Raw genomic sequence first — 25,225 nt, 5'->3', positions numbered from 1 at the left:
GGGGGCATTGCAAGACATACCCGGCATGCGGGGGCACACCAGGATGCACCGCAGGAGAACGTGCGGCAGAGCCAGTTTAATGAAGGCGTTCCGGCTGTCTAGCCTTTCATTGCATCAATCTTCGACGGATGCGCTGCGGATTTCGCAGGCGTTAGAGCCGGGATCTGCTTCTGCATCGCTCTCGTGGCTCTCCTGGAGTTCCTCTCCCAGCATGCGCTCGGCAGCCCCGCGGTGCAGTCGAGCAGCGGCGGAGTCGCCCAGCCGCTCCAGGGTGTCCGCGAGCCGCAGCTGCAGCGCGGCCTGCAGCCGGACGTCGTCGGCACGGCGCGCCCACTCCACCGCCTCCTGGCAGGTGTGCAGCGACTCCTCGGGCCGCCCCGCGTACTCCTGGACCCGTGCCAGTTCGCTCAACGCCCGTGCCTGAGCGGCGACATCACCGCTCTTGCGGTGCCCGGCAACCGCCGCCCGCCAGTTCCGCAGCGCCTCGCCGTAGCGGCCCGCATAGGTGTGGGCGGTGCCGATACGGCCGTACAGCCGGGCGGCGTCCGCGCGCTCGTCGCGGGCCAGGCGCTGGGCGAGGGCCCGCCCGAACCAGTCCGCGGCCCGGTCGTGGTCCCCCAGCTCCTGATGCGCACCGCCTACGGATTCCATCGCGCGGCCGGTGGCGTAAGGGTCGTTCGCCTCGCGTCCGGCGTCCAGCGCGGCGCGGTAGCGGATCAGCGCCTCGCCGGTCCGGCCGGTCCGGGCGTCCAGGTCGCCCAGGTTCAGCAGGGCGGCGGCCTTCTCGCGGGGCAGTCTGCGGCGCTCGGCCACGTCGAGGACGAGGCGGTGGATACCGTACAGATCGGGTGCGGCCGCCTGGGTTCCGACATGCGCCACCATCGCCCTGACCAGCTGGGACATCAGCCGGCGGGCCAGCGTGTCCAGCTCCCCGTCGGCGACCGCGAGGCGGGCGGCGGCCAGCAGGGCGGGCCTGCGGACGGCGAGCCAGTCGGCGGCCGCCCTGGGGCTGGGGAAGCGCAGCGAGCGGGGCAGGCCCTGGAGCTTCTCGCGCGCCTCGGGGTTGTCCGTCTCGGTGATCGCCCGGCAGGACTGCAGCAGCCGTACGGTCCGCTCCAGCATGCGGGCGCGGGCCAGCTGGAGCTCGCCGGGGCGGTCATGGCTCTCGGCGAGGGCACGCAGCAGGGGGAAGAGGCAGGCGGGGACCTCGTACTGCGGCAGCGGGGAGCCCACGGCGCGCAGCAGGTTGAAGGCGACGAAGTCGTCCAGGGTGGTGCGGGCGGTGCTCACCGAGCAGCCGGCCAGGGCGGAGGCGGTGTGCGGGTCGACCAGGCCGGCGGGGGCCAGCGAGAGCAGTCGCAGTATCCGGGCGGCCGGGCCCGGCAGATGGTCGTGGACGAGCCGGAGGACCCGGCCGAGCGGCGTCCCCTCGTCGGCCTCGGCGTGCAGACGCTTGGCCAGGTCGGAGACGCCCGCCTGGGGCCGTGCGGCGAGCCAGCCGCCGGCCAGGGCCAGCGCGGCCGGCTGCGCCTGGCACACCTCGACGAGGTTCTCGGCGGCGCGCGGGTCCACGGTGATACGGACCGAGCCGGTGTACCGGGTCAGCAGTTCCAGGGCCGACTTGGTGTCGAGGCCGCCCAGGGTGCAGGGCCGGACGTCCGCGATCCCGGTGAGCGGGCCCTCGGACACGGCGACGGCCAGGCAGTCCGGGGTGTCCGGCAGCAGCGCGTCGACCTGCTCGGCACCGGCCGCGTCGTCCAGCAGGAGCAGCATCCGCCGCTCGGCCAGGGCCGCGCGCAGCGCCTCGGTGAGCTCGTCCTCGGCAGCTCCGGGCGGGGTGGGCAGGTCCAGGGCGGTGAGCAGTTCGCGGGCGGCGCGTTCGACCGGCACCGGGGTGCCGTCGGGCTCGCCGAGCCGGACGCGCAGCACTCCGTCGGCGTACCCTTCGGCGACCTGCCTTACGAGCTCCTCGGCGAGCGCCGTACGGCCGGAGCCGGGCCGGCCCGCGATGAGGAGCACGCGCGCGCGTGGGGCCTTGCGGCCGGAGAGGGTGTCGAGGCCCGCTCGCTCGATGTCGGCGCGGAGTTCCTTCAACTCCCTTGTACGGCCCAGGAAATGGCTCTTCTCCACCGCGTCGCCCGACAGCCCCACGCCGTCCGTGTCCACCGCCTGATCCGTCACGGGCCACACTCCCGTCCCACCGAACGCGCAAGCCCGCCGGGACTCCGGTTCGGGCGTGAGTCGAGCCTAGTTCACGCTCTGCGACGATCCGTGCGGAGCACGGCGGGCAGGTCCCTCGATCGGATCAGGCGATCGTCACACCGGCGGCGGGGCGGCCGGGTTCAGGGCTCGAGGTGGCCGGCTTCAGGACTCGAAGGGACGCGCGGGCCAGGGTGCCTCGGCCGGGCGCAAGGCGTCGAGGCCGTCGCCGTCGCGGGCGGCGACCAGGGAAAGGACCCCCACGACGAGGCAGTTGTTGTGCAGCTCGCCGGCGAGCACACCCCGGACGAGTTCCGCCACGGGCACGCGCGCGTGCTCCATGTCGGCCTCCTCGTCCTCGACCTCGAAGCGCTGCCCCTCGGCCTCGGACAGATCACGGGCGAGGAAGATCCGTACGGACTCGTCGCAGCCACCGGGGGTGGTGTACACGTCGGTCAGGACCCGCCAGTCCTCCGCCTTGACGTGCGCCTCCTCGTACAGCTCGCGCTGGGCGGCGTGCAACGGGTTCTCGCCGGGCACGTCGAGCAGACCGGCCGGGATCTCCCACAGCTTGTGCCGGACCGGGTGGCGGTACTGGCGGATGACATGAACGCGGTCCTCTTCGTCGAGGGCGACGACCGCCACCGAACCGGGGTGGACCTGGTAGTCGCGGCGGACCACCGAACCGTCGGGCATGACCACCTCGTCCGTGCGGACGGAGGTCTTGTTCCCCACGAAGGGGGTCTCCGTGGCCCGGATCTCCCACTCCTCGGGAGTGTCCTTGATCGTCATGCCCTGTCCTTCCACACGCTTCACAAAAGACCGGCCGGATGAAACCGGGGTGCTCACCTTTTGAAGGTATGCACCCCGGCAACCGTACAACTGGTGTGTTACTTCGAATTCTCCTGCGCGCCCGCTGCCCGCTGACGCTCGACAGCCGCCTTCACGAGCCCGGCGAACAGCGGGTGCGGACGGGTCGGACGCGAGCGCAGCTCCGGGTGCGCCTGCGTGGCGACCAGGTAGGGGTGGACGTCGCGCGGGTACTCGACATACTCGACGAGCTTGCCGTCCGGGGAGGTGCCCGAGAAGAGGATGCCGGCCTTCTTCTCCAGCTCCGCGCGGTAGGCGTTGTTCACCTCGTAGCGGTGCCGGTGCCGCTCCTCGACGTACTCCTTGCCGTCGTACACCTCACGCACGATGGAGCCCTCGGCCAGCTTGGCCGGGTACATGCCCAGGCGCATCGTTCCGCCCATGTCACCCTCGCCGGCGACGATGTCCAGCTGCTCGGCCATGGTGGAGATGACCGGGTGGCCGGTGGCGGCGTCGAACTCGGTGGAGTTGGCGTCCGCGATGTCGGCCAGGTTGCGCGCGGCCTCGATCACGATGCACTGCAGGCCCAGGCAGAGACCGAGCAGCGGGATCTTGTTCTCGCGGGCGTAGCGGATGGCGCCGACCTTGCCGAGCACACCGCGGTCGCCGAAGCCGCCCGGGATGCAGATGCCGTCCACGTCGCCCAGCTGCGCCTTGGCGCCCGCCGGGGTCTTGCATTCGTCCGAGGTGACCCACTTGATCTTGACGCGGGCCCGGTTGGCGAAGCCGCCGGCGCGCAGCGCCTCGGTGACCGAGAGGTAGGCGTCGGGCAGGTCGATGTACTTGCCGACCAGGGCGAGGGTGATCTCGTGGTCGGGGTTGTGGACGCGGTCGAGCAGGTCGTCCCAGGTCGTCCAGTCCACGTCACGGAACGGGAGGTCGAGCTTGCGGACGACATAGGCGTCCAGGCCCTCTCCGTGCACCGTCTTCGGGATGTCGTAGATCGAGCGGGCGTCGGGGCAGGCCACCACGGCGGCCTCGTCGACGTCGCACATCAGCGAGATCTTGCGCTTGATCGCGGTGGGCACCTCGCGGTCGCAGCGCAGGACGATCGCGTCCGGCTGGATACCGATGTTCCGCAGGGCGGCGACCGAGTGCTGGGTCGGCTTGGTCTTCAGCTCGCCGGAGGGGCCGATGTAGGGCAGCAGCGAGATGTGTACGACGAAGACGTTGTCGCGGCCGACCTCGTGGCGGACCTGGCGTACCGTCTCAAGGAAGGGGAGCGACTCGATGTCGCCGACCGTGCCGCCGACCTCGGTGATCACGACGTCCACCTCGTCGGTGGCCATACGGCGGATGCGGTGCTTGATCTCGTTGGTGATGTGCGGGATGACCTGCACCGTGTCGCCCAGGTACTCACCGCGCCGCTCCTTGGCGATGACGGTCGAGTACACCTGGCCTGTAGTGACGTTGGCGGAGCCGTCCAAGTCACGGTCAAGGAAGCGCTCGTAGTGTCCGATGTCCAGGTCGGTCTCGGCGCCGTCGTTGGTGACGAAAACCTCACCGTGCTGGAACGGGTTCATCGTGCCCGGGTCGACGTTCAGGTACGGATCGAGCTTCTGCATCACGACGCGCAGTCCCCGGGCCTTGAGCAGCATGCCGAGGCTGGAGGCCGTGAGGCCCTTGCCGAGAGAGGAGGCGACACCCCCGGTGACGAAGATGTGCTTGGTCGTCGTGGATTTGGGCGGCATGGCCAAGAGGGGGCTCCCGTGGTCGCTGTCTGTGGTGCGGTACGGCTCCCGGCCCGGAGGTTTCCGGGGGTGCCGTCGCTGCGGTTCGGGGGTTTCGTGCCCACCGGTCCACGGGCTACCAGGGTATCAGCGCCGCGAGGAGATGGCTTCCGGCCACGCTCCGCGCACGGGCCGACACGGGCGCGCGCACCTTACGGTGTTCTCACCCTGTGCTCACTCGTTCGGCCCACACGGGTTGCCCGGAGCGGCACGCAGATCATCTACGTGCGTCGTATCCTGCTCGGACACTCGCTGCCGAGCCCGGCCGGAAGAACACGGCACACCCCCGCTCGTACCAACCGGAACAACGAGAGCTCGTCAGTTCGTTGAGCTATGACTGTCGTTTTGCCTCAGGGCGGGGCGGCTGCTTTGCTTCACCGCTCAACGACGCACAACAACAACCCCTTGACCGCACTAGCGAAAGCCCCCCTTTCCCTGGGGGGCGACGTGGCCGTTCGACTGGAGTTGCACGTGGCCGGGCGCATCGAAGACTACGCACTCATCGGAGACATGCAGACCGCAGCGCTGGTCTGCCGGGACGGCACAGTCGACTGGCTGTGCCTGCCCCGCTTCGACTCGCACGCCATCTTCGCCGGTCTGCTGGGCACCGAGGAGCACGGATTCTGGCGGCTCGGACCCGCCCACGCAGCCGACTCGGAGCCGCCCACGGCGGCGCGGCGCACCTACCGGGGCGACTCGCTGATCCTGGAGTCGGAGTGGGACACCCCGCGCGGCACGGTCCGCGTGACCGACTTCATGCCGCCCCGTGACGGTGCCCCGCAGCTGATCCGGATCGTCGAGGGCGTCACCGGACGGGTGCCGATGCGCTCGGCACTGCGGATGCGGTTCTCGTACGGCCGGGTCGTGCCCTGGGTGCACAAGCACGAGGGCCGGACCGTGGCGGTCGCCGGTCCCGACTCGGTGTGGTTCGACACCGAGGCCGAGACCTACGGCAAGTCGCTGACCACCTACGCCGACTTCACCGTCGCCCCCGGTGACCGGATCGCATTCACGATCTCGTGGCAGCCCTCGCACAAGGAGCCGCCGCCGCTGCCGGAGCCGGAGACCTCGCTGGCGGCGACCGAGGAGTTCTGGCGCGAGTGGGTCGAGCACTGTACGTACCACGGTCCGTACCGCGAGGCCGTGGTCCGCTCCCTGATCACCCTCAAGGCGCTGACGTACGCCCCGACCGGCGGCATCGTCGCCGCGCCCACCACCTCCCTGCCCGAGGACATCGGCGGCGTCCGCAACTGGGACTACCGCTACACGTGGCTGCGCGACGCGGCGATCACCCTGACCTCGCTGCTGCGCACCGGCTACCGCGAGGAGGCCCGCGCCTGGCGTGAGTGGCTGCTGCGGGCGGTCGCCGGCGACCCGGAGAACCTGCAGATCATGTACGGCATCGCGGGCGAGCGCGAGCTGGGCGAGGCCGAGCTGGACTGGCTGCCCGGCTACGAGAACTCGGCCCCGGTCCGGGTCGGCAACGGCGCCGCGCACCAGCTCCAGCTGGATGTGTACGGCGAGGTCACCGAGGCCCTGCACCTGGCCCATATGACGGGTCTGGCCCGCAACGACTACGCCTCGCTGCTCCAGCTGAAGCTGATCCGCTACCTGGAGGACCACTGGGACGAGCCGGACGAGGGCATCTGGGAGGTGCGCGGGCCGCGCCGGCACTTCGTGCACTCCAAGGTCATGGCCTGGGTCGCGGTGGACCGCACCATCAAGCTGATCGAGTCCGGTGACGCGGACGGCCCGCTGGAGCGGTGGCGCGAGCTGCGCGACGACATCCACCGGGACGTGTGCGAGAAGGGCTACGACAAGGAGCGCAACACCTTCACGCAGTCCTACGGCTCCAAGGAGCTGGACGCCTCGCTGCTGCTGATCCCGCAGATGGGCTTCCTGCCGCCGGACGACAAGCGCGTGATCGGCACCATCGAGGCGATCCAGCGCGAGCTGTCCACCCCGGACGGCTTCATCCTGCGCTACCCGACGGAAGGCGAGCACGAGGGCGTCGACGGTCTCCCCGGCGACGAGGGCGCCTTCCTGGCCTGCTCGTTCTGGATGGCGGACGACCTCGCGATGATCGGCCGCGTGGACGAGGCCCGCAAGCTCTTCGAGAAGCTGCTGTCTCTGCGCAACGACCTGGGCCTGCTCGCGGAGGAGTGGGACCCGGGCCGCCAACGCCAGGTCGGCAACTTCCCGCAGGCCTTCAGCCACGTGCCACTGATCGACACGGCACTGCGCCTGACGGCTTCTGGCGCGTACGGCGGCTGAGCCCTGCGGGGGTTCGGCCGAGTGAGCGGGGTTGGCTGAGCGTTCCGGGGGCGCGGTCGAGTGAGTGGGGCCGGCTGGGCGCGGCCCGGGGGCCCGGCCGACTGGACATGGTCGGCTGAGCCCTCCCGGGGCCGTGGTCGGCTGAGCCCTCCGGGGGCGTGGCCGATTCGGCGGGTCGGCCGGGCGGGCTCGGGTGAGTGCGGCGGGCTGGGCGCGGTCGTCCGGTGAGTGCGGCCGACTGGGCACGGACGGCTGAGTACGGTCTACACGGCACCGAGAGCACGGCCGGCAGGGCACGGTCGTCGGTGCGGCACGGCCGGCAGGGCGTGCTCGGGTGACCCGTAGCCGGCAGTGTGCGGCCGTGGGGTGAGCACGGCTGTGGCCTGGGCGCGGTCGGGTGAGCGGCGCGACACGGCACCGCCGCCGGAAGAGCACGGCCGGCCGGGCCCCCACCGACCCAGTGGGCCGACACGGCACCGCGCCGCGAAAACACGGGCGGCCGGGCCCGGCCGGCTCGGCGTGGTCGATTGGGTGGGACGGCTGCGCGACACTGCCCCAGCGTGGCCGACTGCCTGGACGCTCGCACTGGGCTCGGGCCGGCCAGGAGTACGGCCGGCGTCGGGCGCGACCGCGTGGTCCTGCCCGCCTAGGCTGGAAATGGACGGACTGGCCCTCTCCGAAGGGGGCGGCCATGGCTTCCCTCTCCAAGGCGGGCGCGGCCCTTGTCGCGCTGCGCGAGGATCTGGCCGGCGAGGTGTTCGCCCCCGGGGATCCGGGCTACGACGAGGCCCGGACCGTGTTCAGCGGGATGATCGACCTGCGCCCGGCCGTGATCGCGCAGTGCGCGGACGTGGGCGACGTCGTCCGGGCCGTGCGCTTCGCGAGGGACCTGGACCTGCACATCGCCGTACGCGGCGGCGGCCGCGGGTTGGCGGGCACGGCCCCGACCGAGGGCGCGCTCCTGGTGGACCTGCGCCGGATGCACGAGGTGGCCGTCGACCCGGCCGGGGAGGCCGCTCGGGTCGAAGGCGGCGCCACGATGGGGCATCTGCACCGGGCCACGCGGCCGTACGGCCTGGCCGCCAACGGTGTCGCGGCCGCGGCCGTCGGCGTCGGCGGGTTCGTCCTGGGCGGTGGCACCGGCCTGCTGGACCGGGCCTTCGGGCTCGCGGTCGACAGCCTGATCGCGGTCGAGCTGGTCACCGCCGACGCCGAACGCATCCATGCCAGCCCCGACGAGAACCCGGAGCTGTTCTGGGCGCTGCACGGCGGAGGCGGCAACTTCGGCATCGCCACCGCGCTGACCCTGGAGCTGCACGAGCTGCCGGAGTTCTCCGTAGCGCTGCTGCTGTACCTCCCACAATTCGGCCGGGAGGTGGTCCGTACCTTCCGCGAGATCATCCGAACGGGGCCCGACCAGGTGAGCGGAGCCGTGACGTATCCGGCCTCGGGCAGGCCGGTGTACGGCGCGCTGCTGACGTACGCGGGCGGCGAGGCGGACCTGCGCAAGGTCGCCGAGCCGCTGCTGGCGCTGCCGTACGAGGCGGAGCTGCCCGGCGCGGAGGCGCTGCGCCTGCTGGACTGTTTCCCCGGACTGCGCGCCCAGTGGTCGGCGGAGTGCCTGGCCGATCTGCCCGACGAAGTGGTGGACGCCTTCTGCGCCCGCGCGGAGGCCGTTCCCGTGCCGGTGCCCAGCGGATCCCGGTACACGCTCTTCCCGCTCGGCGGCGCCGTCGCCACCGGACCGGCCCGGTACCCGGTTCCGTACCGGGACGCGTCCTGGCTGGCGCATCCCTTCGCCCGCTGGGCCGACCCGGCCGATGACGAGCGGGCCCGCGCCTGGATACGGGACGCCCGCACCGACGTCCGCCCCTGGGCCACCGGTGCCGTCTGCCTCGGCCTCGTCGGTGACGAGGGCCCCGAGCGGGTCAGGGCGGGGCTGGGCGCCGGGAACGTGTTGCGGCTGGAAAAGGTGAAGCGGACGTACGACCCCGACAACGTCTTCCGCTGCAACCACAACATCCGGCCCGTCTAGCCTGCCGCCGGAGCTGACGCCATGGCGTTCCCGCAGGTAGCGTCCGCTGCATGGACAGCGGTACGGACAGCAGAGCGGGCAGCGGATTCGATACGCAGGGCGCGGGGATCACCGTTCAGCGGGCGCTGGAGCTGCCCGGGCTGCGCAGCGGGCTCCCGGAGATCATTGCGGGCGCCGACCGGCTGGGGCGCACCGTGCGCTGGGTGCACGCGGGCGAGGTGCCGAACATCGCATCGCTGCTGAAGGGCGGCGAGCTGCTGCTCACCACCGGCTATGGCCTGGGCACCCGCCCGGCCGACCAGCGGGCGTTCGTGCGCACCCTCGCGGAGCGCGGCATCGCGGCCCTGGTCGTGGAGCTCGGCCCGCGCTTCACCCGGCTCCCCGCCGCCCTCGTCGACACGGCCAGGGCGGCCGGTCTGCCCCTTGTCCAGCTGCACCGCGAGGTGCCGTTCGTGACGGTCACCGAGGAGATCCACACCGAGATCGTCAACGGCCACTACGCCCTGCTCCAGCGGGCCGAGGAGGTGCACCGCCGCTGCACCGAGGCCCTGCTGGGCGGCGGCGGGGTGCCGCAGGTCCTGGGCATCCTGGCGGACTTCAGCGGCAACCCGGTGTTCCTGGAGACGACGGACGGTCAGCTCCTGTACGCCGCCGGGTCCGGGCCCGAGGGGGCGGATCCGCTGCAGGTGTGGGAGGGGCTGCGCGGCCAGCACAAGGACGCGCCGCCGTCGGCCGGGTCGGTGCTGGTGGACGTGCCGGGCGGCGGGCCGGGCACGGGTTCGGTGCGCGCCCGGCTGGTGCTGCTGCCGGTGCGGAATCCGTTGGCTCCCGTGCACCGGATCGCCGCCGAGCGGGCCGCCGGCATCCTGGCCGTCGTGCTGATGCAGGCCCGCCAGGAGGAGGAGCTCGCGGCACGCGGTCGCGGCGACTTCCTGACCGACCTCGCCGAGGGGCGCATCGCGGCCGAGGACGCGCCCGCGCAGGCCCGGGTGCTGGGCTTCAAGCCGGCCAACAGCCCGCTGCTGCCGGTGGTGATGCGGCTGGGCGACGCCCTCTCCCCCGGCGGCGGCTGGGCAGTCCTGGCGCGTGCCGTCGCGGAGGAGCTGGCCTCGGTGGGTGTGCCGGTCCTGCTGGGCGTGCGGCCCGTGGAGGGGCGGGTGCCGCTGTTGCTCGGGCTGCGGTCCGAGTCGGAGCGGTCGGCCGTGGCCGACCGGGTCGCGGCGGCACTGCGGGCCGGGGTGGAGCGGGCCGGGATGCAGCGGCCGGGAGCGCAGCCGCCCGTCGTGGTCGTCGGGGTGGCCGGCGGCTGGGCGGCGGCGTCGGCCGGGCTGCGGCACGCGGCGGAGACCGCGACGGCGGCGCAGGGTCTGTCGGACCGCCCCTGGTACGACGCCCGCCGCCTCGACATCGACCTCCTGCTGTGGCGGTTGCGCGACCACCCGGACCTGGCGGCCTTCGTGGACCGCGCCATCGGCCCGCTGCGGGACCACGACAACCGCTCCAAGCCGCCGCTGCTGCCCACGCTGGAGACCTATCTGGCACACGCGGGCCGTAAGGCCGAGACGGCCCGCGAGCTGCACCTCAATCGGCAGACGCTCTACAACCGCCTTGCCCGCATCGGGGAGTTGCTGGGCACCGACCTCGACGACCCGCAGACGGTAATGGCATTGAGCCTGGCCCTGCGCGCCCGCCGGCACGTGCCCTAGGCGAAGGTGCGCGGCTGGGTCAACTCGTCGTACACGCTGAGGACTTGGGCCACAGTCTCGTCCTCGGTGGGCCAGCCGGCCGCCTGCCGTACGCCCTTCTCCCTGAGCAGTTCGCAGCGTGCGGGGTCGCCGAGCAGCCGTACGACGGCATCGGCGAGCGCCTCCGGGTCGCCGTACGGGACGAGTTCGGCCGCGTCGCCGACGAGGTCCGGGATGCCGCCGACGGCGGTCGCGACGAGCGGCACGCGCGCGTGCAGGGCTTCCTGGGCGAGGACGGAGCGGGACTCCCAACTGCTGGTCAGCAGCGCCAGATCGGCGGCGTCGAGCAGCTCGCGCGCGTCCTCCCGCCGCCCGATGAGCCGGACCGGCAGCTCCTCGTCCTCGATCCGCCGCTGCAGCTCCGCGCGCAACGGCCCCTCCCCCGCGATCACGAGCAGCGGCGGAGGATCGAGGCGGCGCCATGCGCGGGCCGCGTCGAGCAGGACGTCATAGCCGCGGTGCCGGTCGAGGGAGCCGACGGCGATGAGCAACGGGCGTCCGATGGCACCGAGTTCGGCCCGCACCTTGGGGCGATGCCGGTCGGGGTCGTCCGGCTCGGCGGGCGGGCGCGAGCCGGGCAGCGCGACGGCGGCCAGCCGGGCGTCCCGGGCGCCGGTGCGGCGTGCCCGGCCCACGAGGTCCGAGGTGGTGCCGAGCACCACGGCCGCCGTCCGCACGACCCGCCGCTCCAGCAGCCGCAGCAGATGCCCGCGCGCCCCCTCGGCGTGCGCCCGGTTGTGCCAGGTGACGACCAGCGGGGTGTCCCGGCCACTGAGCGCGAGCACGGTACGGAAGGAGGCGTGCAGCCCGTGCGCATGCACCAGGTCGGCGTCCGCGCAGACCGCCCGCAGCGCGGCGACGGAACCCGGGTCGCTGCTGCGCGGAATGTGGACGTGCTCGGCGCCGACACCGGTGAAGTCATAGGCGCGGTCGGCCTCGACGGGGGCGCACACCGTGACGCGCACGCCCCGCGCGACGAGCCCGGCGGCCAGGGAGCGCACGTGCGCGCTGCTGCCGGCGTTGCCTCCGCCCAGCACCTGCACGGTGCGCAGCGGCGACTGACCGTGCGGCGAGTTGCTGCTCACGTGGCTCACGTGGCCGGGGCTCCTGGTTCGGCGTCGGGCGGTCACGAAGAAACGTACAGAAGGTATCGGGCGGAGGGGACGACCGCGCGCGCCTCCTACGCGTACCGCGTTCCCTGCCAAGGATGCCAGGACCGACCGGTGTTCCGGGAACCGTGCGGAGGCGCACGGTGCTCGGGCCCGCCGCGCTGCGCGGGGATCGCGTCACCCACACGAGTGTCGAACATCCCGGGCCGGCCGAACACCCCGGAGTGTCTGTACGAAGGTCAGACCCCGTGATCCGTCACAGCGAGCGGGCCGGCTCGCTCACCCGGTCGCCGCACACGGCCGCGGCCACCACCGCGACGGCGTGCGCGAGCAGTCCGACGCGCCCGTTGCCCGCGACGACGGCAGCGCCGAGAGTCGCGCCCAGGGCGTGCGCCCCCGTGTCACCGATCATCACGCGCTCACCGAGATCCTCGGGCAGCACGGCCGCCGCGGCCCCCATCGCGACCGCGGCCAGCTCGGCCCCCGGCCCCTTCCGCAGCAGGCCCGGCGCCCCGAGCGCGAGCACCGCGCCGGCGGCCCGACCCGGCCGTACGTCCACGAGGTTGACGAAGTGCGCGGCCCCGGCGATCACGACCCCCGCGAGCAACTTGTCGAGGAACCGCTCCTTCAGCACCGCCCCCGCCACCAGCCCGGCGGCCGAGACACCGACCAACTTGACCGCGCCGCTGGTGACTTCCCCCTCGCGCAGCGCGGCCAGATGCGCCCGGAAACCGCTCCGCGGGTCGCCGGCCCCGGCCACGTCGTCGTAGGCCCCGCACGCCCCGGCGGCCAGCACCGCGAACCCGGCGGCGGGGTGGGTGCGTCCGGCCGCCAGGGCGGTGGCACCGGCGGACGCGGCGCCTGCGTACAGCCCGACGGTCCGCCCGGCATGGTTCTTCCGCTCCCAACGCTCCCGTCCGCCCGGCGCTTTGGCGCGCAGGGCGGCGGTCGCGGCGCCGGTGAGCGCGGCGGCGAGTAGGAACGAGCCGGTCCTTCGAGTACGGGTGAGCATCCGGCCAGCCTAAAAGGCGGCCCCGCTAGCCGTCCGCGCGGGCCGCGGCCAGCAGTTCCTCGGCGTGTGCCCGGGCCGTCTGCGAGTCCTCCTGCCCGGCGAGCATCCGGGACAGTTCACGGACCCGCTCCTCGCCCTCGAGGACCTTCACGCCGGACCGGGTGACCGACCCGTCGTTGGTCTTCTCCACGAGCAGCTGCCGGTCCGCGAAGGCGGCGACCTGGGGAAGGTGGGTGACCACGACGACCTGAGCGGTCTTCGCCAGCCGCGCCAGCCGTCGGCCGATCTCGACCGCGGCCTTGCCGCCGACGCCGGCGTCGACCTCGTCGAAGAGATACGTCGGCACCGGGTCGGTCCCCGCGAACACGACCTCCACGGCGAGCATCACGCGCGAGAGCTCACCGCCGGAGGCGCCCTTGGCGATGGGCCGCGGCGGCGCGCCCGGATGCGGCGCGAGCAGCAGCTCGACCTCGTCGGCGCCCGACGGGCCGTACGCGACCGCGCGCCCGCCGACCTCGACGCCCTCGGGGTCCTCGGCCTGCCGGATGTCGAAGGACACGCGCGCGTGCGGCATCGCGAGGGAGGCCAGCTCGGCGGTCACGGCGGCGGCGAACCGCTCCGCCGCCTCCGTGCGCGCGTCCGTCAGCGCCTGGGCGAGACCGCCCAGCTCGGTACGGAGCGCGTCCCGTTCGGCGGTCAGCTCGCCGATCCGTTCGTCGTCGCCGTCGAGTTCGGTCAGCCGCGCGGCGCCCTGCTCGGCCCAGGCCAGCACGGAGTTGATGTCCTCGCCGTACTTGCGGGTGAGCGCGGTGAGCGCGGCCCGCCGCTCCTCCACGGCCGCCAGCCGCAGCGGGTCGGCGTCCAGGTCGTCGGCGTACCCGGCGAGCTCGCCCGCGACGTCGCCCAGCAGGATCCCGATCTCGCCGATGCGGTCGGCGAGCGAGGCCAGCGCCGGGTCGTGGGAGCGCACGGCCTCCAGGGCCCGGTGCGCACCCGCCACGAGGGTCGCCGCGTCGATGCCCTCGGGGTCCTCGGGATTGCCCGCGAGAGCGGCGTGCGCGGCGGTCGCGGCGGACGACAGCGCCTCCGCGTGACCGAGCCGCTCCGCCTCCTCCGCCAGCTCCGCGTCCTCGCCGGCCCGCGGCTCGACGCCCGCGACCTCGTCGAGCCCGTACCGCAGCATGTCGGCTTCCTGCGCGCGCTCACGCGCGCGCGTGACGATCTCCTCCAGCTCGGCGGAGACGGCGCGCAGGCGCCGGTAGGCCTCCGTGTACTTGGCCAGCGGCCCGGCGACCGCCTCGCCCGCGTACCGGTCGAGGGCCTGCCGCTGCCGGGACAGCTTGAGCAGGCCCTGCTGGTCGGTCTGCCCGTGCACGGCGACCAGTTCGTCGGCCAGTTCGGCGAGCACCCCCACGGGCACACTGCGCCCGCCCACATGGGCCCGCGACCGCCCCTCGGCGGAAACGGTACGGCTGATCAGCAGGGCCCCGTCGTCCAGCTCGGCGCCGGCCTCCTCCGCCCGTACGACGACGGCGGCACCCGAGGGCACGGTGATCCGTCCCTCGACGACCGCCTTGCCGGCGCCGATCCGTACGAGCGCCGGGTCCGCGCGCCCGCCCAGCAGCAGCCCCAGGCTGGTGACCACCATGGTCTTGCCCGCACCCGTCTCACCGGTGACGGCAGTGAACCCGGGCGACAGCTCGACGACGGCATCGTCGATGACTCCGAGCGACCGTATCCGCATCTCTTCCAGCACGGACAAGACCTTACGAGGTCGGGGCGGGGAAGTGCGACGGCCCCCGCCTCCATCGTGTGAAGGTGCAGGTGACGATTGCGCATCGAGCAGGCGGTGTCACCCGCGCGAGCTAGGGCCTGTCCGGCGGATCCTGCCACAGACGCGGGGCTTGGCACGCCACCGGCGCCTATGAGTCACCGCTCGTGCCCTGCGGCCTGATCCGCCGGACAGGCGCTAGTGAGGCGCGCCCCGCCACCCGGAGACCGGCAGTGCGAACTTCGCCACCAACCGGTCCGTGAACGAGGCGTGGTGCAGTCGGGCCAGCCGCACCGGCACCGCGCCCCGCCGCACCTCGACCCGTGCCCCCGGCGGCAGCTCGACGGTGCGCCGGCCGTCGCACCACAGCACGCCCGGCGGAATGTGCGGCAGCACCTCCACGGCGAGCACCGACTCCGGCGAGGTGACGAGCGGCTTCGCGAACAGCGCGTGGGCCGAGATCGGCACCATCAGCAGGGCTTCGACCTCGGGCCACACCACGGGCCCGCCCGCGGAGAAGGCGTAGGCCGTCGACCCGGTCGGCGTCGACAGCACGATCCCGTCGCACCCGAAGCCGGTCACCGGCCGCCCGTCGATCTCCAGCACGACCTCGAGGAGCTTCTCGGCGCCCGCCTTCTGCACCGCGGCCTCGTTCAGCGCCCAGTCGGTGTGCACGATGTCGCCGTTGCGGTGCACGACGACATCGACGGTCATCCGCTCCTCGACCTCGTAGGCCCTGCTGACCACCCGGTCGACGACCTTGTCGAGGTCGTCGCGCTCGGCCTCCGCGAGGAACCCGACGCTGCCGAGGTTGACGCCGAGCATCGGCACGCCGGACGCGCGGGCGAACTCGGCGCCGCGCAGCAGCGTGCCGTCACCGCCGAGCACGATCAGCAGCTCGCAGCCGTCGAGGCTCTGCGGGGTCGCCTCCTCGACGAGCTCCACCTCGTCCGGCAGCGGCAGATCGCGCGCCTCGTACTCCAGGACCCGTACGCCGACGCCGGACCGCAGCAGCCCCTTGACCACGAGCTCGGCGCTGCGGATGGCCGCGGGCCGCCCGGTGTGGGCGAGCAGGAAAACAGTACGAGCTCGATTCTGTGTCAACGCGGCCCCTCCGCCACTGCACGGTCAACATCGGCCGGGTCCAGTTCCGGTGCTCCGGCCCGCAGCCACAGAAAGTATTCGACATTGCCGGACGGTCCGGGCAGCGGGCTGGCGGTGACCCCCCGCACACCGAGCCCCAGTTCCCACGCCTTCTCGGCCACGCCCCGTACGGCCTCCGCCCGCAGCTGCGGACTCCGTACGACTCCCCCGCTCCCCAGTCGTTCCCTCCCCACCTCGAACTGCGGCTTGACCATCATCACCAGGTCGGCGTCCGGCTGCACGCACCGCTTCAGGGCGGGCAGCACCAGGCCGAGCGGGATGAAGGACAGATCACCCACGACAAGATCCACAGGTTCCCCATCGATCGCTTCAAGCGTCAACTCGCGTACGTTCGTACGGTCCTTGACGGTGACGCGTTCATCATTCTGCAGAGACCAGGCGAGTTGGCCGTAGCCGACGTCGACGGCGACGACGTGCGCGGCGCCCGCCCGCAGCAGGACGTCGGTGAAGCCGCCGGTGGACGCGCCGGCGTCGAGCGCCCTCCGCCCCTGGACGACAAGCCCCCGGGGCACGAATGCCGCCAGCGCGCCGGCCAGCTTGTGGCCGCCCCGGGACACGTACTCCGGGTCGCTGTCGTCGTTCTGGACCACGATCGCGGCCGCGGTCTCCACCTGTGTGGCCGGCTTCGTCGCGACGGTCTTGCCGACGGTGACCCGTCCGGCGGCGATCAGCTGGCTGGCGTGCTCGCGCGAGCGCGCGAGCTTCCGGCGGACCAGCTCCGCGTCCAGACGACGGCGTGCGACTCCTGCCACGTTCGGTTCAGCTCCTGCTCTGGAACGACGACGGGGGCGCCGGAGGTCCCGGGCGGGCGTCGAGCGCGGTGAGCGCGTCGCGCAGCCCCCGATGTACATCCTCGTACACCTCGATGTGACCGTCGGTGGCGAGGTGGTCGGCGTCGGCCAGCCGCTCCAGTTGGGCGTCGACCTCGGCGTTGCCGGTGGGGGTGCACGGGACCTCCAGCGGGGCGGGCGCGGCGGGGTCGTACTCGGAGTCGTACTCGGGTTCGACCCCCGCTTCCTGCGGGCCCTCGGTCTCCGGCACTGTGTCGTTCATGCCCAGACGCTACCTCGAACCGCTGAGGTAACGTCGATCGCGATGGCCACGATCGAGGAGTGCCGCGACGCACTCGAAAAGCTTTCGGACAACATGCAGGACGCCGAGGGCGGCGCCCGCGAGGCCGCCGCCCTGGACCGCTCTGTGAGCTGCTACGTCACCGACCTGGACGTCACCTTCGTCGGTCGGATGACCGACGGCCGGATCGTGGTCGACGAGACCCTTCCGGGACCGCCCCCCAGGAAGGCCCAGATCCGGCTCACCATGGCCGGCGACGACATGGTGGCCCTGGTCGACGGCGGACTGAACTTCGCCAAGGCCTGGGGCTCGGGCCGGGTGAAGCTGGAGGCGAGCCTGCTCGACCTGTTCCGCCTCAGGAAGCTTCTGTAGCGGCGACCTTTGCGGCGGCGACCTTCACTTCCGTGCGGGCCCTGCGCGCCGACGGCACCACCAGGGGCGTTCCCGTCTCCGGGTCGTCGATGACCTGGCAGCGCAGTCCGAAGACCTCCTCGACCAGCTCCGCGGTGACGATGTCGTTCGGCGCGCCCTCGGCGATCACCGTGCCGCCGCGCAGGGCGATGAGGTGGGTGGCGTACCGGGCGGCGTGGTTGAGGTCGTGCAGCACGGCGACCAGGGTGCGGCCCTGGTCCTCGTGCAGCTCGGCGCACAGGTCGAGGACGTCGATCTGGTGCTGGATGTCCAGATAGGTGGTCGGCTCGTCGAGCAGCAGCAGCGGGGTCTGCTGGGCGAGCGCCATGGCGATCCACACGCGCTGGCGCTGACCGCCGGACAGCTCGTCGACGTACCGCTCGGCGAGTTCGGCGACGCCGGTCTGCGCCATGGACTCCTGCACGACGCGCTCGTCCTCGGCGGACCACTGGCGCAGGATGCCCTGGTGCGGGTAGCGGCCGCGGCCGACCAGGTCGCCGACGGTGATTCCGTCGGGCGCGATGGACGACTGCGGCAGCAGACCGAGCGTCCGCGCGACCTTCTTCGCGGGCATCGACTGGATGACCTGGCCGTCGAGCAGCACCCGGCCCCGGCTGGGCTTGAGCATCCGGGACAGCGCCCGCAGGAGCGTCGACTTGCCGCACGCGTTCGGGCCGACGATCACCGTGAACGAGTTGTCGGGGATCTCCACCGACAGCTGCTCGGCGATGACGCGCTGGTCATAGGCGAGGGTGACCCTCTCGGCGGACAGGCGGTTCACAGTGCTCCTTCGGTTGTTCGTCTCGCCGGTGGCGGTCATATCCGGCCTGCCTTGCGCTCGGTGACAAGGAGCCACAGCAGATAGACACCGCCCAGGACACCGGTGACCACGCCCACGGGCAGCTGGTCGGCGCCGAAGGCTCGCTGCGAGACCCAGTCGGCGGTCACCAGCAGGGCGGCCCCCATGCACAGGGAGGGCACCAGGTTCGGGCCCGGCGAGCGGGTCATGCGCCGGGCGAGCTGCGGCGCGGTGAGCGCCACGAAGCTGACGGGGCCCGCGGCGGCGGTGGCGGCCGCGGTGAGCAGGACGGCCGAGACCATCATCAGCAGCCGTACGCGCTCCACGCGCACCCCGAGGGCGTACGAGACGTCGTCGCCCATCTCCAGCATCCTGAGGCCGCGCGCGTTCGCGAGGACGAGCGGTACGAGAACGGCGCACAGCGCGAGGAGCGGCCAGACCTGGCTCCAGTCGCGGCCGTTGAGGGACCCCGTCATCCACACGACCGCGCGGGCCGCGTCGACGAGGTCGGCCTTGGTGAGCAGATAGCCGTTGACGGCGGTGACGACGGCGGAGACACCGATGCCGACCAGGACCAGCCGGTATCCGTGCACGCCCTGCTTCCAGGCGAGCAGATGGATGGCGAGCCCGGTGACCAGGCCCCCGATCAGCGCGCCGATGGTGACCTCGTCGGCGGACCCGGACGTCAGCACGATCACGACGAGCGCGCCGGCCGTCGAGCCCTGGGAGAGACCGAGCACGTCGGGGCTGCCCAGCGGGTTGCGCGAGACGGACTGGAACAGGGCGCCGCCGAGGCCGAGCGAGGCGCCGGCCAGGAGGCCGACCAGGACGCGCGGCAGCCGCAGCTCGTTGACGATGAAGTCCTGGAACGCCGTACCGTTCCCGGCCAGTGTCCTGAGGACGTCGACGGCCGGGATCTCGGCGTCGCCGGTGCCGATCAGCAGCACGCTCGCGGTGAGCGCGGCCACCAGCAGCAGGACGACGACGATCAGCGCGCGGACGTCCAGCCGGACGGAGAGCCCGCCGGGCGTGCGCAGGGCGCGGCCCGCGCGGCTCGTCTGGTGGGTCTTCACAGCTGCGCCGTCCTCCGCCGTCGTACGAGAAAGATGAAGACCGGACCGCCGATGATCGCGGTGACGATGCCGACCTGGAGTTCCGAGGGCCGGGCGACGATCCGGCCGACGACGTCGGCGCCGAGCAGCAGCACCGGCGACAGGACGGCCGCGTAGGGCAGGATCCAGCGCAGGTCGGGGCCGGTGAAGGAGCGCACGACGTGCGGGACCATCAGGCCGACGAACACGATGGGCCCACAGGCCGCGGTCGCGGCGCCGCACAGTACGGTGGCGGCGAGCATGGCCAGGGCCCGGGTGCGGTTGAGGTTGGCGCCGAGGGCGCGGGCGGTGTCGTCGCCCATCGCCACGGCGTTCAGCGGCCGGGCGAGCCCGAGGGCGAGGAGGGTGCCGACCGCGAGGAACGGCAGCACCTGCAGGATGGTCGAGTCCGTCGCCGAGGCCAGTGAACCGACCGTCCAGAAGCGCATCTTGCCCAGCGCCGAGTCGTCCATGATCATCACGGCCTGGAGATAGCCGTACAGCGCGGCACTGATCGCCGTACCGGCGAGCGCGAGGCGCACCGGTGTGGCGCCCCGGCTGCCGCCGAGGAACCAGACCAGCGCACCGACCGCCGCCGCGCCGGCGAACGCGAACCACACGTACCCGCTCAGGCTCGTGACGCCGAAGTAGGTGATGGCGGTGACGACCGCGGCCGAGGCGCCCGCGTTGATGCCGAGCAGCCCGGGGTCGGCCAGCGGATTGCGCGTGAGCGCCTGCAGCACCGCGCCCGAAAGGCCGAGCGCGGCACCGGCGAGCAGCCCGAGGACGGTGCGCGAAAGCCGCTCGTCGACGACGACGTCGCCGTATGTCCCCGAGTCGTGGAACAGGCCGTGCCAGACCTGGTCCAGCGGGAGCGCCTTCGCGCCGATCGCGATGCTCGCCAGGGCGACGAGCACCAGGATCGCCACGGAGGCGACGAGCCCAACGGCCCGTATCGCCCGACGGGTTGGGGGCGCGGGGGCGGTCTCCGCGCGCTGTTCGGGAGGACTGTCGACCAACACGTGGTTAGGTTAGCCTACCCTCGCATACGATCTCGATGCCGAGGCGCGGGCGCACGGGTTCACGCGCCCGCCGCCCGCACCGGCCCGTGGCACTCACAGGCCGAGCCGCGCCAGCGCCTTCCCGCCGTCCAGCTCGCACGAGCCCTCCCCGGCCGCCGTCCAGGCCGCCGCGCACAGGGCCCGCAGACCGTCGAGGGTTTCGCCGTCGCCCTCCAGCTCCAGCCGCCCCCAAGCTCTCGACTTCGCTCGAGCAGGGGGGACCCCCGTGCTCCCCGCGGTGGCCGTCCATCCGCCGCACCGGAAACCCTCACCCTCCCGGGTGATCTCCGGCTGGCCGGTGAGCAGGCCGCGCAGATCGGCGTCGACGTACGTCGGCCGGTGCTGCGGCGGCGCGGCGAGCAGCTGGGCGCCGTCGGTGACGCCGGTCAGCACGAGCAGCGAGTCGACCTCGCCGTTGAACGCGCCCTCGATGTCCGTGTCCAACCGGTCCCCGACCACCAGCGGCCGCTCCGCACCCGTCCGCAGGATCGTCTCCCGGTGCATGGGCGGCAACGGCTTGCCCGCCACCTGCGGCTCGGCTCCCGTGGCGATCCGTACGACCTCCACCGCCGCGCCGTTGCCCGGCGCGATCCCGCGCCCGCTCGGGATGGTCAGGTCGGTGTTGGAGGCGAACCACGGCACCCCGCGCGCGACCGCGTACGAGGCCTCGGCGAACCGTCCCCAGGTCAGGTCGGGCCCGCCATAGCCCTGCACCACCGCCGCCGGATCGTCCTCCGCCGACTCCACCGGCTCAAGACCGCGCTCGCGCAGCGCCACCCGCAGGCCCTCACCGCCGATCACCAGCACCCGCGCCCCCGCCGGCACCTGCTCGCTGATCAGCCGCGCCACCGCCTGCGCGGAGGTGATGACATCTCCGGCACCCGTCGGTATCCCCAGCTCGCTCAGGTGCTCGGCCACCGCGTCGGGAGTCCGCAGCGCGTTGTTGGTGACGTAGGCCAGATGCATACCGCCCGCACGCGCCACGGCCAGCGACTCGACCGCGTGCACGATCGCGTTCCCGCCCGCGTACACCACCCCGTCGAGATCGAGCAGCGCCGTGTCGTACGCCTCGCTCAGGGGCTGGCCACTGCCCTCGGGCCTCGTCCTGACGCCCTGGCTCATTCCACATCGCTCCTCGTTCGCTCGCTTACCCACCGATCATCCCGCACGCCACCGGCACACGTACGATGCCGGGATGAACACTGCAGGTCACTCGGAAGCAACGGCGCGCCGAGGCCTGGAACTGACCCCGTTCCGAGGCCTTCGCTACGACCCCGACCGGGTCGGCAGCCTGGCCGCCGTGACATCCCCGCCCTACGACGTCGTCGTCCGCCCCGACGGCCTGCACCACCTCCAATCGGCCGATCCGCACAACATCGTCCGGCTGATCCTTCCGCAGGCCGGCACCCCCAGCGCAGGCAACGAACAGGCGGCCGACACCCTGCGCCGCTGGCTCGACGAGGGCGTCCTGACCACCGACCCCGAGCCGGGTCTGTACATCTACGAGCAGAGCGACGGCGACGGCATGCTGCAGCGCGGCATCATCGGTGCCCTGCGCGTCTCGGAGCCCTCGGAAGGTGTGGTCCTGCCGCACGAGGACGTCATGCCGCCCATCGTCGCCGACCGCGCCGCCCTGATGCGCGCCACCTGCGCGAATCTGGAGCCCCTGCTCCTGACCTACCGCGGCAACGGCTCCGCGTCCGACGTCGTCGAACGCACCGCCGAACGACCCCCGCTGCTCTCGACGACCACCGAGGACGGCTTCCACCACCGTCTGTGGTCGGTCACCGACCCCGCCGAAGTGGCCCTCGTCCAGTCGGACCTGTCCCAGCGTCAGGCCCTGATCGCCGACGGACACCACCGCTGGGCCACCTATCTGCGTCTACGCGCGGAGCATCCCTCCCCCAGCCCCTGGGACTACGGCCTGGTCCTCCTGGTGGACACGGTCCGCTACCCGCTCCGGGTCCGGGCCATCCACCGTCTGCTGCACGGCCTGCCGGTCACGGACGCGCTCGCGTCCCTGGACGGCCTGTTCCGGGTACGGCACCTCGACGTGCCGTTGCCCGAGGCCCTGGAGGTCCTGGCGGACGCGGCCTGCGCCGACAACGCCTTCCTGCTGGCCGGCGACGGCGCCTTCCATCTGATCGACCGTCCGGACCCGGACCTCCTGGACCGCACGGTCCCGGCGGACCGTCCCGTCGCCTGGCGCACCCTGGACGCCACGGTCCTGCACGCCGCGCTCCTCGAGCACGTCTGGCACATCCCCGAGGACTCCTCCGCACACATCGCCTACATCCACGACGCGGCCGCCACGGTCGAGAAGGCGGAGCGCAACGGCGGTACGGCGGTCCTGCTCCACCCGGTCCACGAGGAGGTCGTACTCGATCTGGCCCGCGAGGGCGTGACGATGCCCCGCAAGTCGACGTCGTTCGGCCCGAAGCCGGCTTCGGGGCTGGTGCTGCGCGCGCTGGACCTCTGACACGACGACGGTCGAACGACGACCCGTGACACGAAAAGGGCGGGATCCCGGTTGCCCGGGATCCCGCCCTCTCTCACTGACGGACGTCAGTCCTTGTCGCCGTCCTCATCGGCGGCGTCCTGCGACTCGTCGCTGTCGCTGTCGCTGTCGCTGTCGCCGTCGCTGTCGTGCTCGCCGTCGTTCTCGCCCTCGTCCAAGGCGTCGACGAACTCCACACCGTCCAGCTCGGCCAGCCGGTCGGAGGCGTCCGTGCTGCCGTCGCGGTCGGCCTCGACGGCCTTCGCGAACCACTCACGGGCCTCGCTCTCACGCCCGGCGGCCAGCAGCGCGTCAGCGTAGGCGTACCGCAGACGGGCGGTCCAGGGCTGCACGGAGTTGGAGGCCAGCTCGGGGCTCTGCAGCGTCACGATCGCCGCGTCCAGCTGCCCCATGTCACGCCGGGCGCCGGCGGCGACGAGCCGCATCTCGACCTGGCCGGCCTTGTCCAGCTTGTGCACCTCGGGGGCGCCCGCCATGTCCAGCGCCTTCTCCGGCCGCCCGAGCCCGCGCTCGCAGTCGGCCATGACCGGCCACAGGTCCATGTTGCCGGTCATACGCCGCGCGGCCCGGAACTCGGCGAGCGCCTCGCTGTACTTCTGGTTCGCGTAGGCCGCGAACCCGGCCGCCTCGCGGACGGCGGCGACACGCGACGCCAGGCGCAGGGCCACCTTGGAGTACCCGTACGCGCGCTCGGGGTCCTCGTCGATGAGCCGCGCGACCATCACCAGGTTCTTGGCGACGTCCTCCGCGAGCGTCTTCGGGAGGCTCTGCAGCTCCTGCCGTACGTCCTTGTCGATCTCGTCGCCCGTGACGTCCTCGTGGATCGGCAGCCGCTTGATCGGCTCACGGTCGCGGTCCCGCTCGCGCTCCTCGCGGAAGCGGCCACCACCGCGCCGGTCGTCACCGGGCCGGCCACGGAAGCCACCGGGGCGACCGCCCCGGTCGTCACGACGGCCGCCGCCGTATCCACCGCGGTCGCCGCGATCGCCGCCGCGGTCGTCACGGCGGAAGCCACTGCGCTCACCCCGGTCGTCACGGCGGCCGTAGCCACCACCGCGGCTGTCGTCACGCCGGAATCCGGCGCGGTCGCCACGGTCCTCACCGCGCCGGTCGTCCCGACGGTCATCGCGACGGCCGTAGCCACCGCGGTCCCCGCGATCGCCGCGGTCGTCACGACGGAAGCCACGGTCACCGCGGTCGTCGCGGCGGTAACCGCCCCGGTCGCCGTCACGACGCTCGCCACGGTCGTCGCGACGGTAACCGCCCCGGTCGCCGTCACGACGGTCATCACGGTCGTCGCGACGGTAACCGCCCCGGTCGCCGTCACGACGCTCGCCACGGTCGTCACGGCGGTAACCGCCCCGGTCGCCGTCACGACGCTCGCCACGGTCGTCACGGCGGTAACCGCCCCGGTCGCCGTCACGGCGGTCATCACGGTCGTCACGGCGACCGTAACCACCGCGATGGTCGCGATGGTCGTCACGGCGGTGGCCACCACGGTCGTCGTCACGGCGCTCGCCACGGTCATCGCGACGGTAGGAGGGACGGTCACCGCGGTCGTTGTCCCGGCGGAAGCCACCGCGGTCACCACGGTCGTCCCGACGCGGCCCACCGGTACGGTCGTCTCGGCGGTGGGCGGGACGAGGTCCACGGTCGCCTTCCCGCCGGTCGTCACGGCGGTCGTCACGGCGGCCGTACCCACCGCCGCGGCTGTCGTCGCGACGGAAGCCACCGCGGTCGTCACCACGCCGGTCGTCCCGGCGGTCGTCACCACGCCGGTCGTCGCGACGGCCGTAGCCACCGCGGTCGTTGTCCCGGCGGAAGCCACCGCGGTCACCACGGTCACTGCGGTCGCCTCGGTACCCGCCACGGTCACCGCGGTCACCACTGTCCCGTCGCCGCTGGTCGCGCTCCGGTCGGTCGTCGGGAGAGTTGGTGGACATGATGACTCCTGTCTTCGGTACCGCAAGTCATTCTAAAAACAAAAGGACCCCTGGTCCCAGCTGAACGCTGGGACCAGGGGTCCTCCAAAGATTGTTCGGCGGCGTCCTACTCTCCCACAGGGTCCCCCCTGCAGTACCATCGGCGCTGTGAGGCTTAGCTTCCGGGTTCGGAATGTAACCGGGCGTTTCCCTCACGCTATGACCACCGAAACCCTAATGGTTTCGAGCGAACAAGCACACTTTTTACTTGTCTGTTCAGCTCTGAAGCCGGCAACAGTTCGTTGCCTCAGAACATACACAGTGGACGCGAGCAACTGAGGACAAGCCCTCGGCCTATTAGTACCGGTCAACTCCACCAGTTACCTGGCTTCCATATCCGGCCTATCAACCCAGTCGTCTACTGGGAGCCTTACCCCATCAAG

General features: G+C 72.5%; 19 protein-coding genes, 2 rRNA genes and 1 pseudogene. 5 read left to right on the top strand and 17 right to left on the bottom strand.

Annotation, left to right across the window (positions count from 1 at the left end):
* Positions 1-114 precede the first annotated feature (114 nt).
* The 3 genes from Q8A52_RS23035 to Q8A52_RS23025 form a co-directional block, all read right to left on the bottom strand.
* A complete protein-coding gene (locus Q8A52_RS23035; RefSeq protein ID WP_316754666.1) occupies positions 115-2,181 on the bottom strand; it encodes a tetratricopeptide repeat protein in 2,067 nt (688 codons plus the stop codon).
* A 183-nt stretch (positions 2,182-2,364) separates the two neighbouring features.
* The gene (locus Q8A52_RS23030) at positions 2,365-2,991 is read right to left on the bottom strand and encodes an NUDIX hydrolase (RefSeq protein ID WP_316754664.1); all 627 of its coding nucleotides are present in this window, start codon (positions 2,989-2,991) and stop codon (positions 2,365-2,367) included.
* Positions 2,992-3,089: 98 nt separating this feature from the next.
* On the bottom strand, positions 3,090-4,760 hold the full coding sequence (locus Q8A52_RS23025) for a CTP synthase (protein WP_316754662.1): 1,671 nt from the start codon (positions 4,758-4,760) through the stop codon (positions 3,090-3,092).
* A gap of 510 nt (positions 4,761-5,270) precedes the next feature.
* On the opposite strand from Q8A52_RS23025, the gene Q8A52_RS23020 reads away from it, so the two are divergent.
* The 3 genes from Q8A52_RS23020 to Q8A52_RS23010 all read left to right on the top strand — a co-directional run bounded on the left by Q8A52_RS23020 (position 5,271) and on the right by Q8A52_RS23010 (position 10,814).
* Positions 5,271-7,073 (top strand): glycoside hydrolase family 15 protein, encoded by a 1,803-nt coding sequence (locus tag Q8A52_RS23020; RefSeq protein WP_316755239.1) that lies wholly within the window; start codon positions 5,271-5,273, stop codon positions 7,071-7,073.
* Between the two features lie 691 nt (positions 7,074-7,764).
* On the top strand, positions 7,765-9,108 hold the full coding sequence (locus Q8A52_RS23015; RefSeq protein WP_316754660.1) for an FAD-binding oxidoreductase: 1,344 nt from the start codon (positions 7,765-7,767) through the stop codon (positions 9,106-9,108).
* 50 nt (positions 9,109-9,158) lie between these two features.
* Positions 9,159-10,814: a PucR family transcriptional regulator gene (locus tag Q8A52_RS23010; protein ID WP_316754659.1), complete on the top strand. Its 1,656-nt coding sequence runs from the start codon at positions 9,159-9,161 to the stop codon at positions 10,812-10,814.
* Here the strand turns inward: Q8A52_RS23010 and Q8A52_RS23005 are convergent.
* The 6 genes from Q8A52_RS23005 to Q8A52_RS22980 all read right to left on the bottom strand — a co-directional run bounded on the left by Q8A52_RS23005 (position 10,811) and on the right by Q8A52_RS22980 (position 16,962).
* Positions 10,811-11,947: a glycosyltransferase family 4 protein gene (locus tag Q8A52_RS23005; RefSeq protein WP_316754657.1), complete on the bottom strand. Its 1,137-nt coding sequence runs from the start codon at positions 11,945-11,947 to the stop codon at positions 10,811-10,813. The genes Q8A52_RS23010 and Q8A52_RS23005 overlap by 4 nt on opposite strands.
* A gap of 271 nt (positions 11,948-12,218) precedes the next feature.
* On the bottom strand, positions 12,219-12,974 hold the full coding sequence (locus Q8A52_RS23000; protein ID WP_316754656.1) for a hypothetical protein: 756 nt from the start codon (positions 12,972-12,974) through the stop codon (positions 12,219-12,221).
* 25 nt (positions 12,975-12,999) lie between these two features.
* Positions 13,000-14,718, bottom strand: a complete 1,719-nt coding sequence (gene recN / locus Q8A52_RS22995) for a DNA repair protein RecN (RefSeq protein WP_316755238.1) — start codon at positions 14,716-14,718, stop codon at positions 13,000-13,002.
* 225 nt (positions 14,719-14,943) lie between these two features.
* Positions 14,944-15,849, bottom strand: a complete 906-nt coding sequence (locus tag Q8A52_RS22990; RefSeq protein ID WP_316754654.1) for an NAD kinase — start codon at positions 15,847-15,849, stop codon at positions 14,944-14,946.
* Positions 15,846-16,661 carry a TlyA family RNA methyltransferase gene (locus Q8A52_RS22985; RefSeq protein WP_316754652.1) on the bottom strand — a complete coding sequence of 272 codons (816 nt, stop codon included), beginning with the start codon at positions 16,659-16,661 and terminating at the stop codon, positions 15,846-15,848. Before Q8A52_RS22985 ends, Q8A52_RS22990 begins: the two co-directional genes overlap by 4 nt.
* 7 nt (positions 16,662-16,668) lie before the next feature.
* The gene (locus Q8A52_RS22980; protein ID WP_316754650.1) at positions 16,669-16,962 is read right to left on the bottom strand and encodes a hypothetical protein; all 294 of its coding nucleotides are present in this window, start codon (positions 16,960-16,962) and stop codon (positions 16,669-16,671) included.
* Positions 16,963-17,004: 42 nt separating this feature from the next.
* On the opposite strand from Q8A52_RS22980, the gene Q8A52_RS22975 reads away from it, so the two are divergent.
* Positions 17,005-17,352, top strand: a complete 348-nt coding sequence (locus Q8A52_RS22975) for an SCP2 sterol-binding domain-containing protein (RefSeq protein WP_316754648.1) — start codon at positions 17,005-17,007, stop codon at positions 17,350-17,352.
* Here the strand turns inward: Q8A52_RS22975 and Q8A52_RS22970 are convergent.
* The 4 genes from Q8A52_RS22970 to Q8A52_RS22955 all read right to left on the bottom strand — a co-directional run bounded on the left by Q8A52_RS22970 (position 17,336) and on the right by Q8A52_RS22955 (position 21,464).
* A complete protein-coding gene (locus Q8A52_RS22970; RefSeq protein WP_316754646.1) occupies positions 17,336-18,211 on the bottom strand; it encodes an ABC transporter ATP-binding protein in 876 nt (291 codons plus the stop codon). The genes Q8A52_RS22975 and Q8A52_RS22970 overlap by 17 nt on opposite strands.
* Positions 18,208-19,263, bottom strand: a complete 1,056-nt coding sequence (locus Q8A52_RS22965; protein ID WP_316754644.1) for a FecCD family ABC transporter permease — start codon at positions 19,261-19,263, stop codon at positions 18,208-18,210. The genes Q8A52_RS22970 and Q8A52_RS22965 overlap by 4 nt, the downstream gene beginning before the upstream one ends.
* Positions 19,260-20,303, bottom strand: coding sequence for a FecCD family ABC transporter permease (locus Q8A52_RS22960; protein WP_316754641.1), 1,044 nt, complete (start codon positions 20,301-20,303; stop codon positions 19,260-19,262). Before Q8A52_RS22960 ends, Q8A52_RS22965 begins: the two co-directional genes overlap by 4 nt.
* Positions 20,304-20,396: 93 nt before the next feature.
* Positions 20,397-21,464: an HAD hydrolase-like protein gene (locus Q8A52_RS22955; RefSeq protein WP_316754639.1), complete on the bottom strand. Its 1,068-nt coding sequence runs from the start codon at positions 21,462-21,464 to the stop codon at positions 20,397-20,399.
* Positions 21,465-21,537: 73 nt separating this feature from the next.
* Here Q8A52_RS22955 and Q8A52_RS22950 point away from each other — a divergent pair, with 73 nt between their 5' ends.
* A complete protein-coding gene (locus Q8A52_RS22950; protein ID WP_316754637.1) occupies positions 21,538-22,821 on the top strand; it encodes a DUF1015 domain-containing protein in 1,284 nt (427 codons plus the stop codon).
* 86 nt (positions 22,822-22,907) lie between these two features.
* Here the strand turns inward: Q8A52_RS22950 and Q8A52_RS22945 are convergent, their stop codons facing one another.
* The 4 genes and pseudogenes from Q8A52_RS22945 to Q8A52_RS22930 form a co-directional block, all read right to left on the bottom strand.
* A complete protein-coding gene (locus Q8A52_RS22945) occupies positions 22,908-23,690 on the bottom strand; it encodes a tetratricopeptide repeat protein (RefSeq protein WP_316755236.1) in 783 nt (260 codons plus the stop codon).
* 93 nt (positions 23,691-23,783) lie between these two features.
* Positions 23,784-24,377 (bottom strand): annotated as a pseudogene (locus tag Q8A52_RS49430) (hypothetical protein); the annotation flags it as partial.
* Positions 24,378-24,896: 519 nt separating this feature from the next.
* Positions 24,897-25,013 (bottom strand): 5S ribosomal RNA (rrf, locus tag Q8A52_RS22935).
* Between the two features lie 106 nt (positions 25,014-25,119).
* Positions 25,120-25,225 (bottom strand): 23S ribosomal RNA (locus Q8A52_RS22930); the annotation flags it as partial.

It is taken from the genome of Streptomyces herbicida (assembly GCF_032656585.1).
Taxonomy (GTDB): Bacteria; Actinomycetota; Actinomycetes; order Streptomycetales; family Streptomycetaceae; genus Streptomyces; species Streptomyces herbicida.
Note: the sequence above shows the minus strand (reverse complement) of the source record. Positions and strands in the feature narration are given on the sequence as shown.

Bases quoted from the DNA above. Each gene is read 5' to 3' on its own strand.
- Q8A52_RS23030 (WP_316754664.1), bottom strand. From the start codon at position 2,991: ATGACGATCAAGGACACTCCCGAGGAGTGGGAGATCCGGGCCACGGAG.
- Q8A52_RS23025 (WP_316754662.1), bottom strand. From the start codon at position 4,760: ATGCCGCCCAAATCCACGACGACCAAGCACATCTTCGTCACCGGGGGT.
- Q8A52_RS23015 (WP_316754660.1), top strand. From the start codon at position 7,765: ATGGCTTCCCTCTCCAAGGCGGGCGCGGCCCTTGTCGCGCTGCGCGAG.
- Q8A52_RS23010 (WP_316754659.1), top strand. From the start codon at position 9,159: ATGGACAGCGGTACGGACAGCAGAGCGGGCAGCGGATTCGATACGCAG.
- Q8A52_RS23000 (WP_316754656.1), bottom strand. From the start codon at position 12,974: ATGCTCACCCGTACTCGAAGGACCGGCTCGTTCCTACTCGCCGCCGCG.
- recN (WP_316755238.1), bottom strand. From the start codon at position 14,718: ATGCGGATACGGTCGCTCGGAGTCATCGACGATGCCGTCGTCGAGCTG.
- Q8A52_RS22980 (WP_316754650.1), bottom strand. From the start codon at position 16,962: ATGAACGACACAGTGCCGGAGACCGAGGGCCCGCAGGAAGCGGGGGTC.
- Q8A52_RS22975 (WP_316754648.1), top strand. From the start codon at position 17,005: ATGGCCACGATCGAGGAGTGCCGCGACGCACTCGAAAAGCTTTCGGAC.
- Q8A52_RS22970 (WP_316754646.1), bottom strand. From the start codon at position 18,211: ATGACCGCCACCGGCGAGACGAACAACCGAAGGAGCACTGTGAACCGC.
- Q8A52_RS22955 (WP_316754639.1), bottom strand. From the start codon at position 21,464: ATGAGCCAGGGCGTCAGGACGAGGCCCGAGGGCAGTGGCCAGCCCCTG.
- Q8A52_RS22950 (WP_316754637.1), top strand. From the start codon at position 21,538: ATGAACACTGCAGGTCACTCGGAAGCAACGGCGCGCCGAGGCCTGGAA.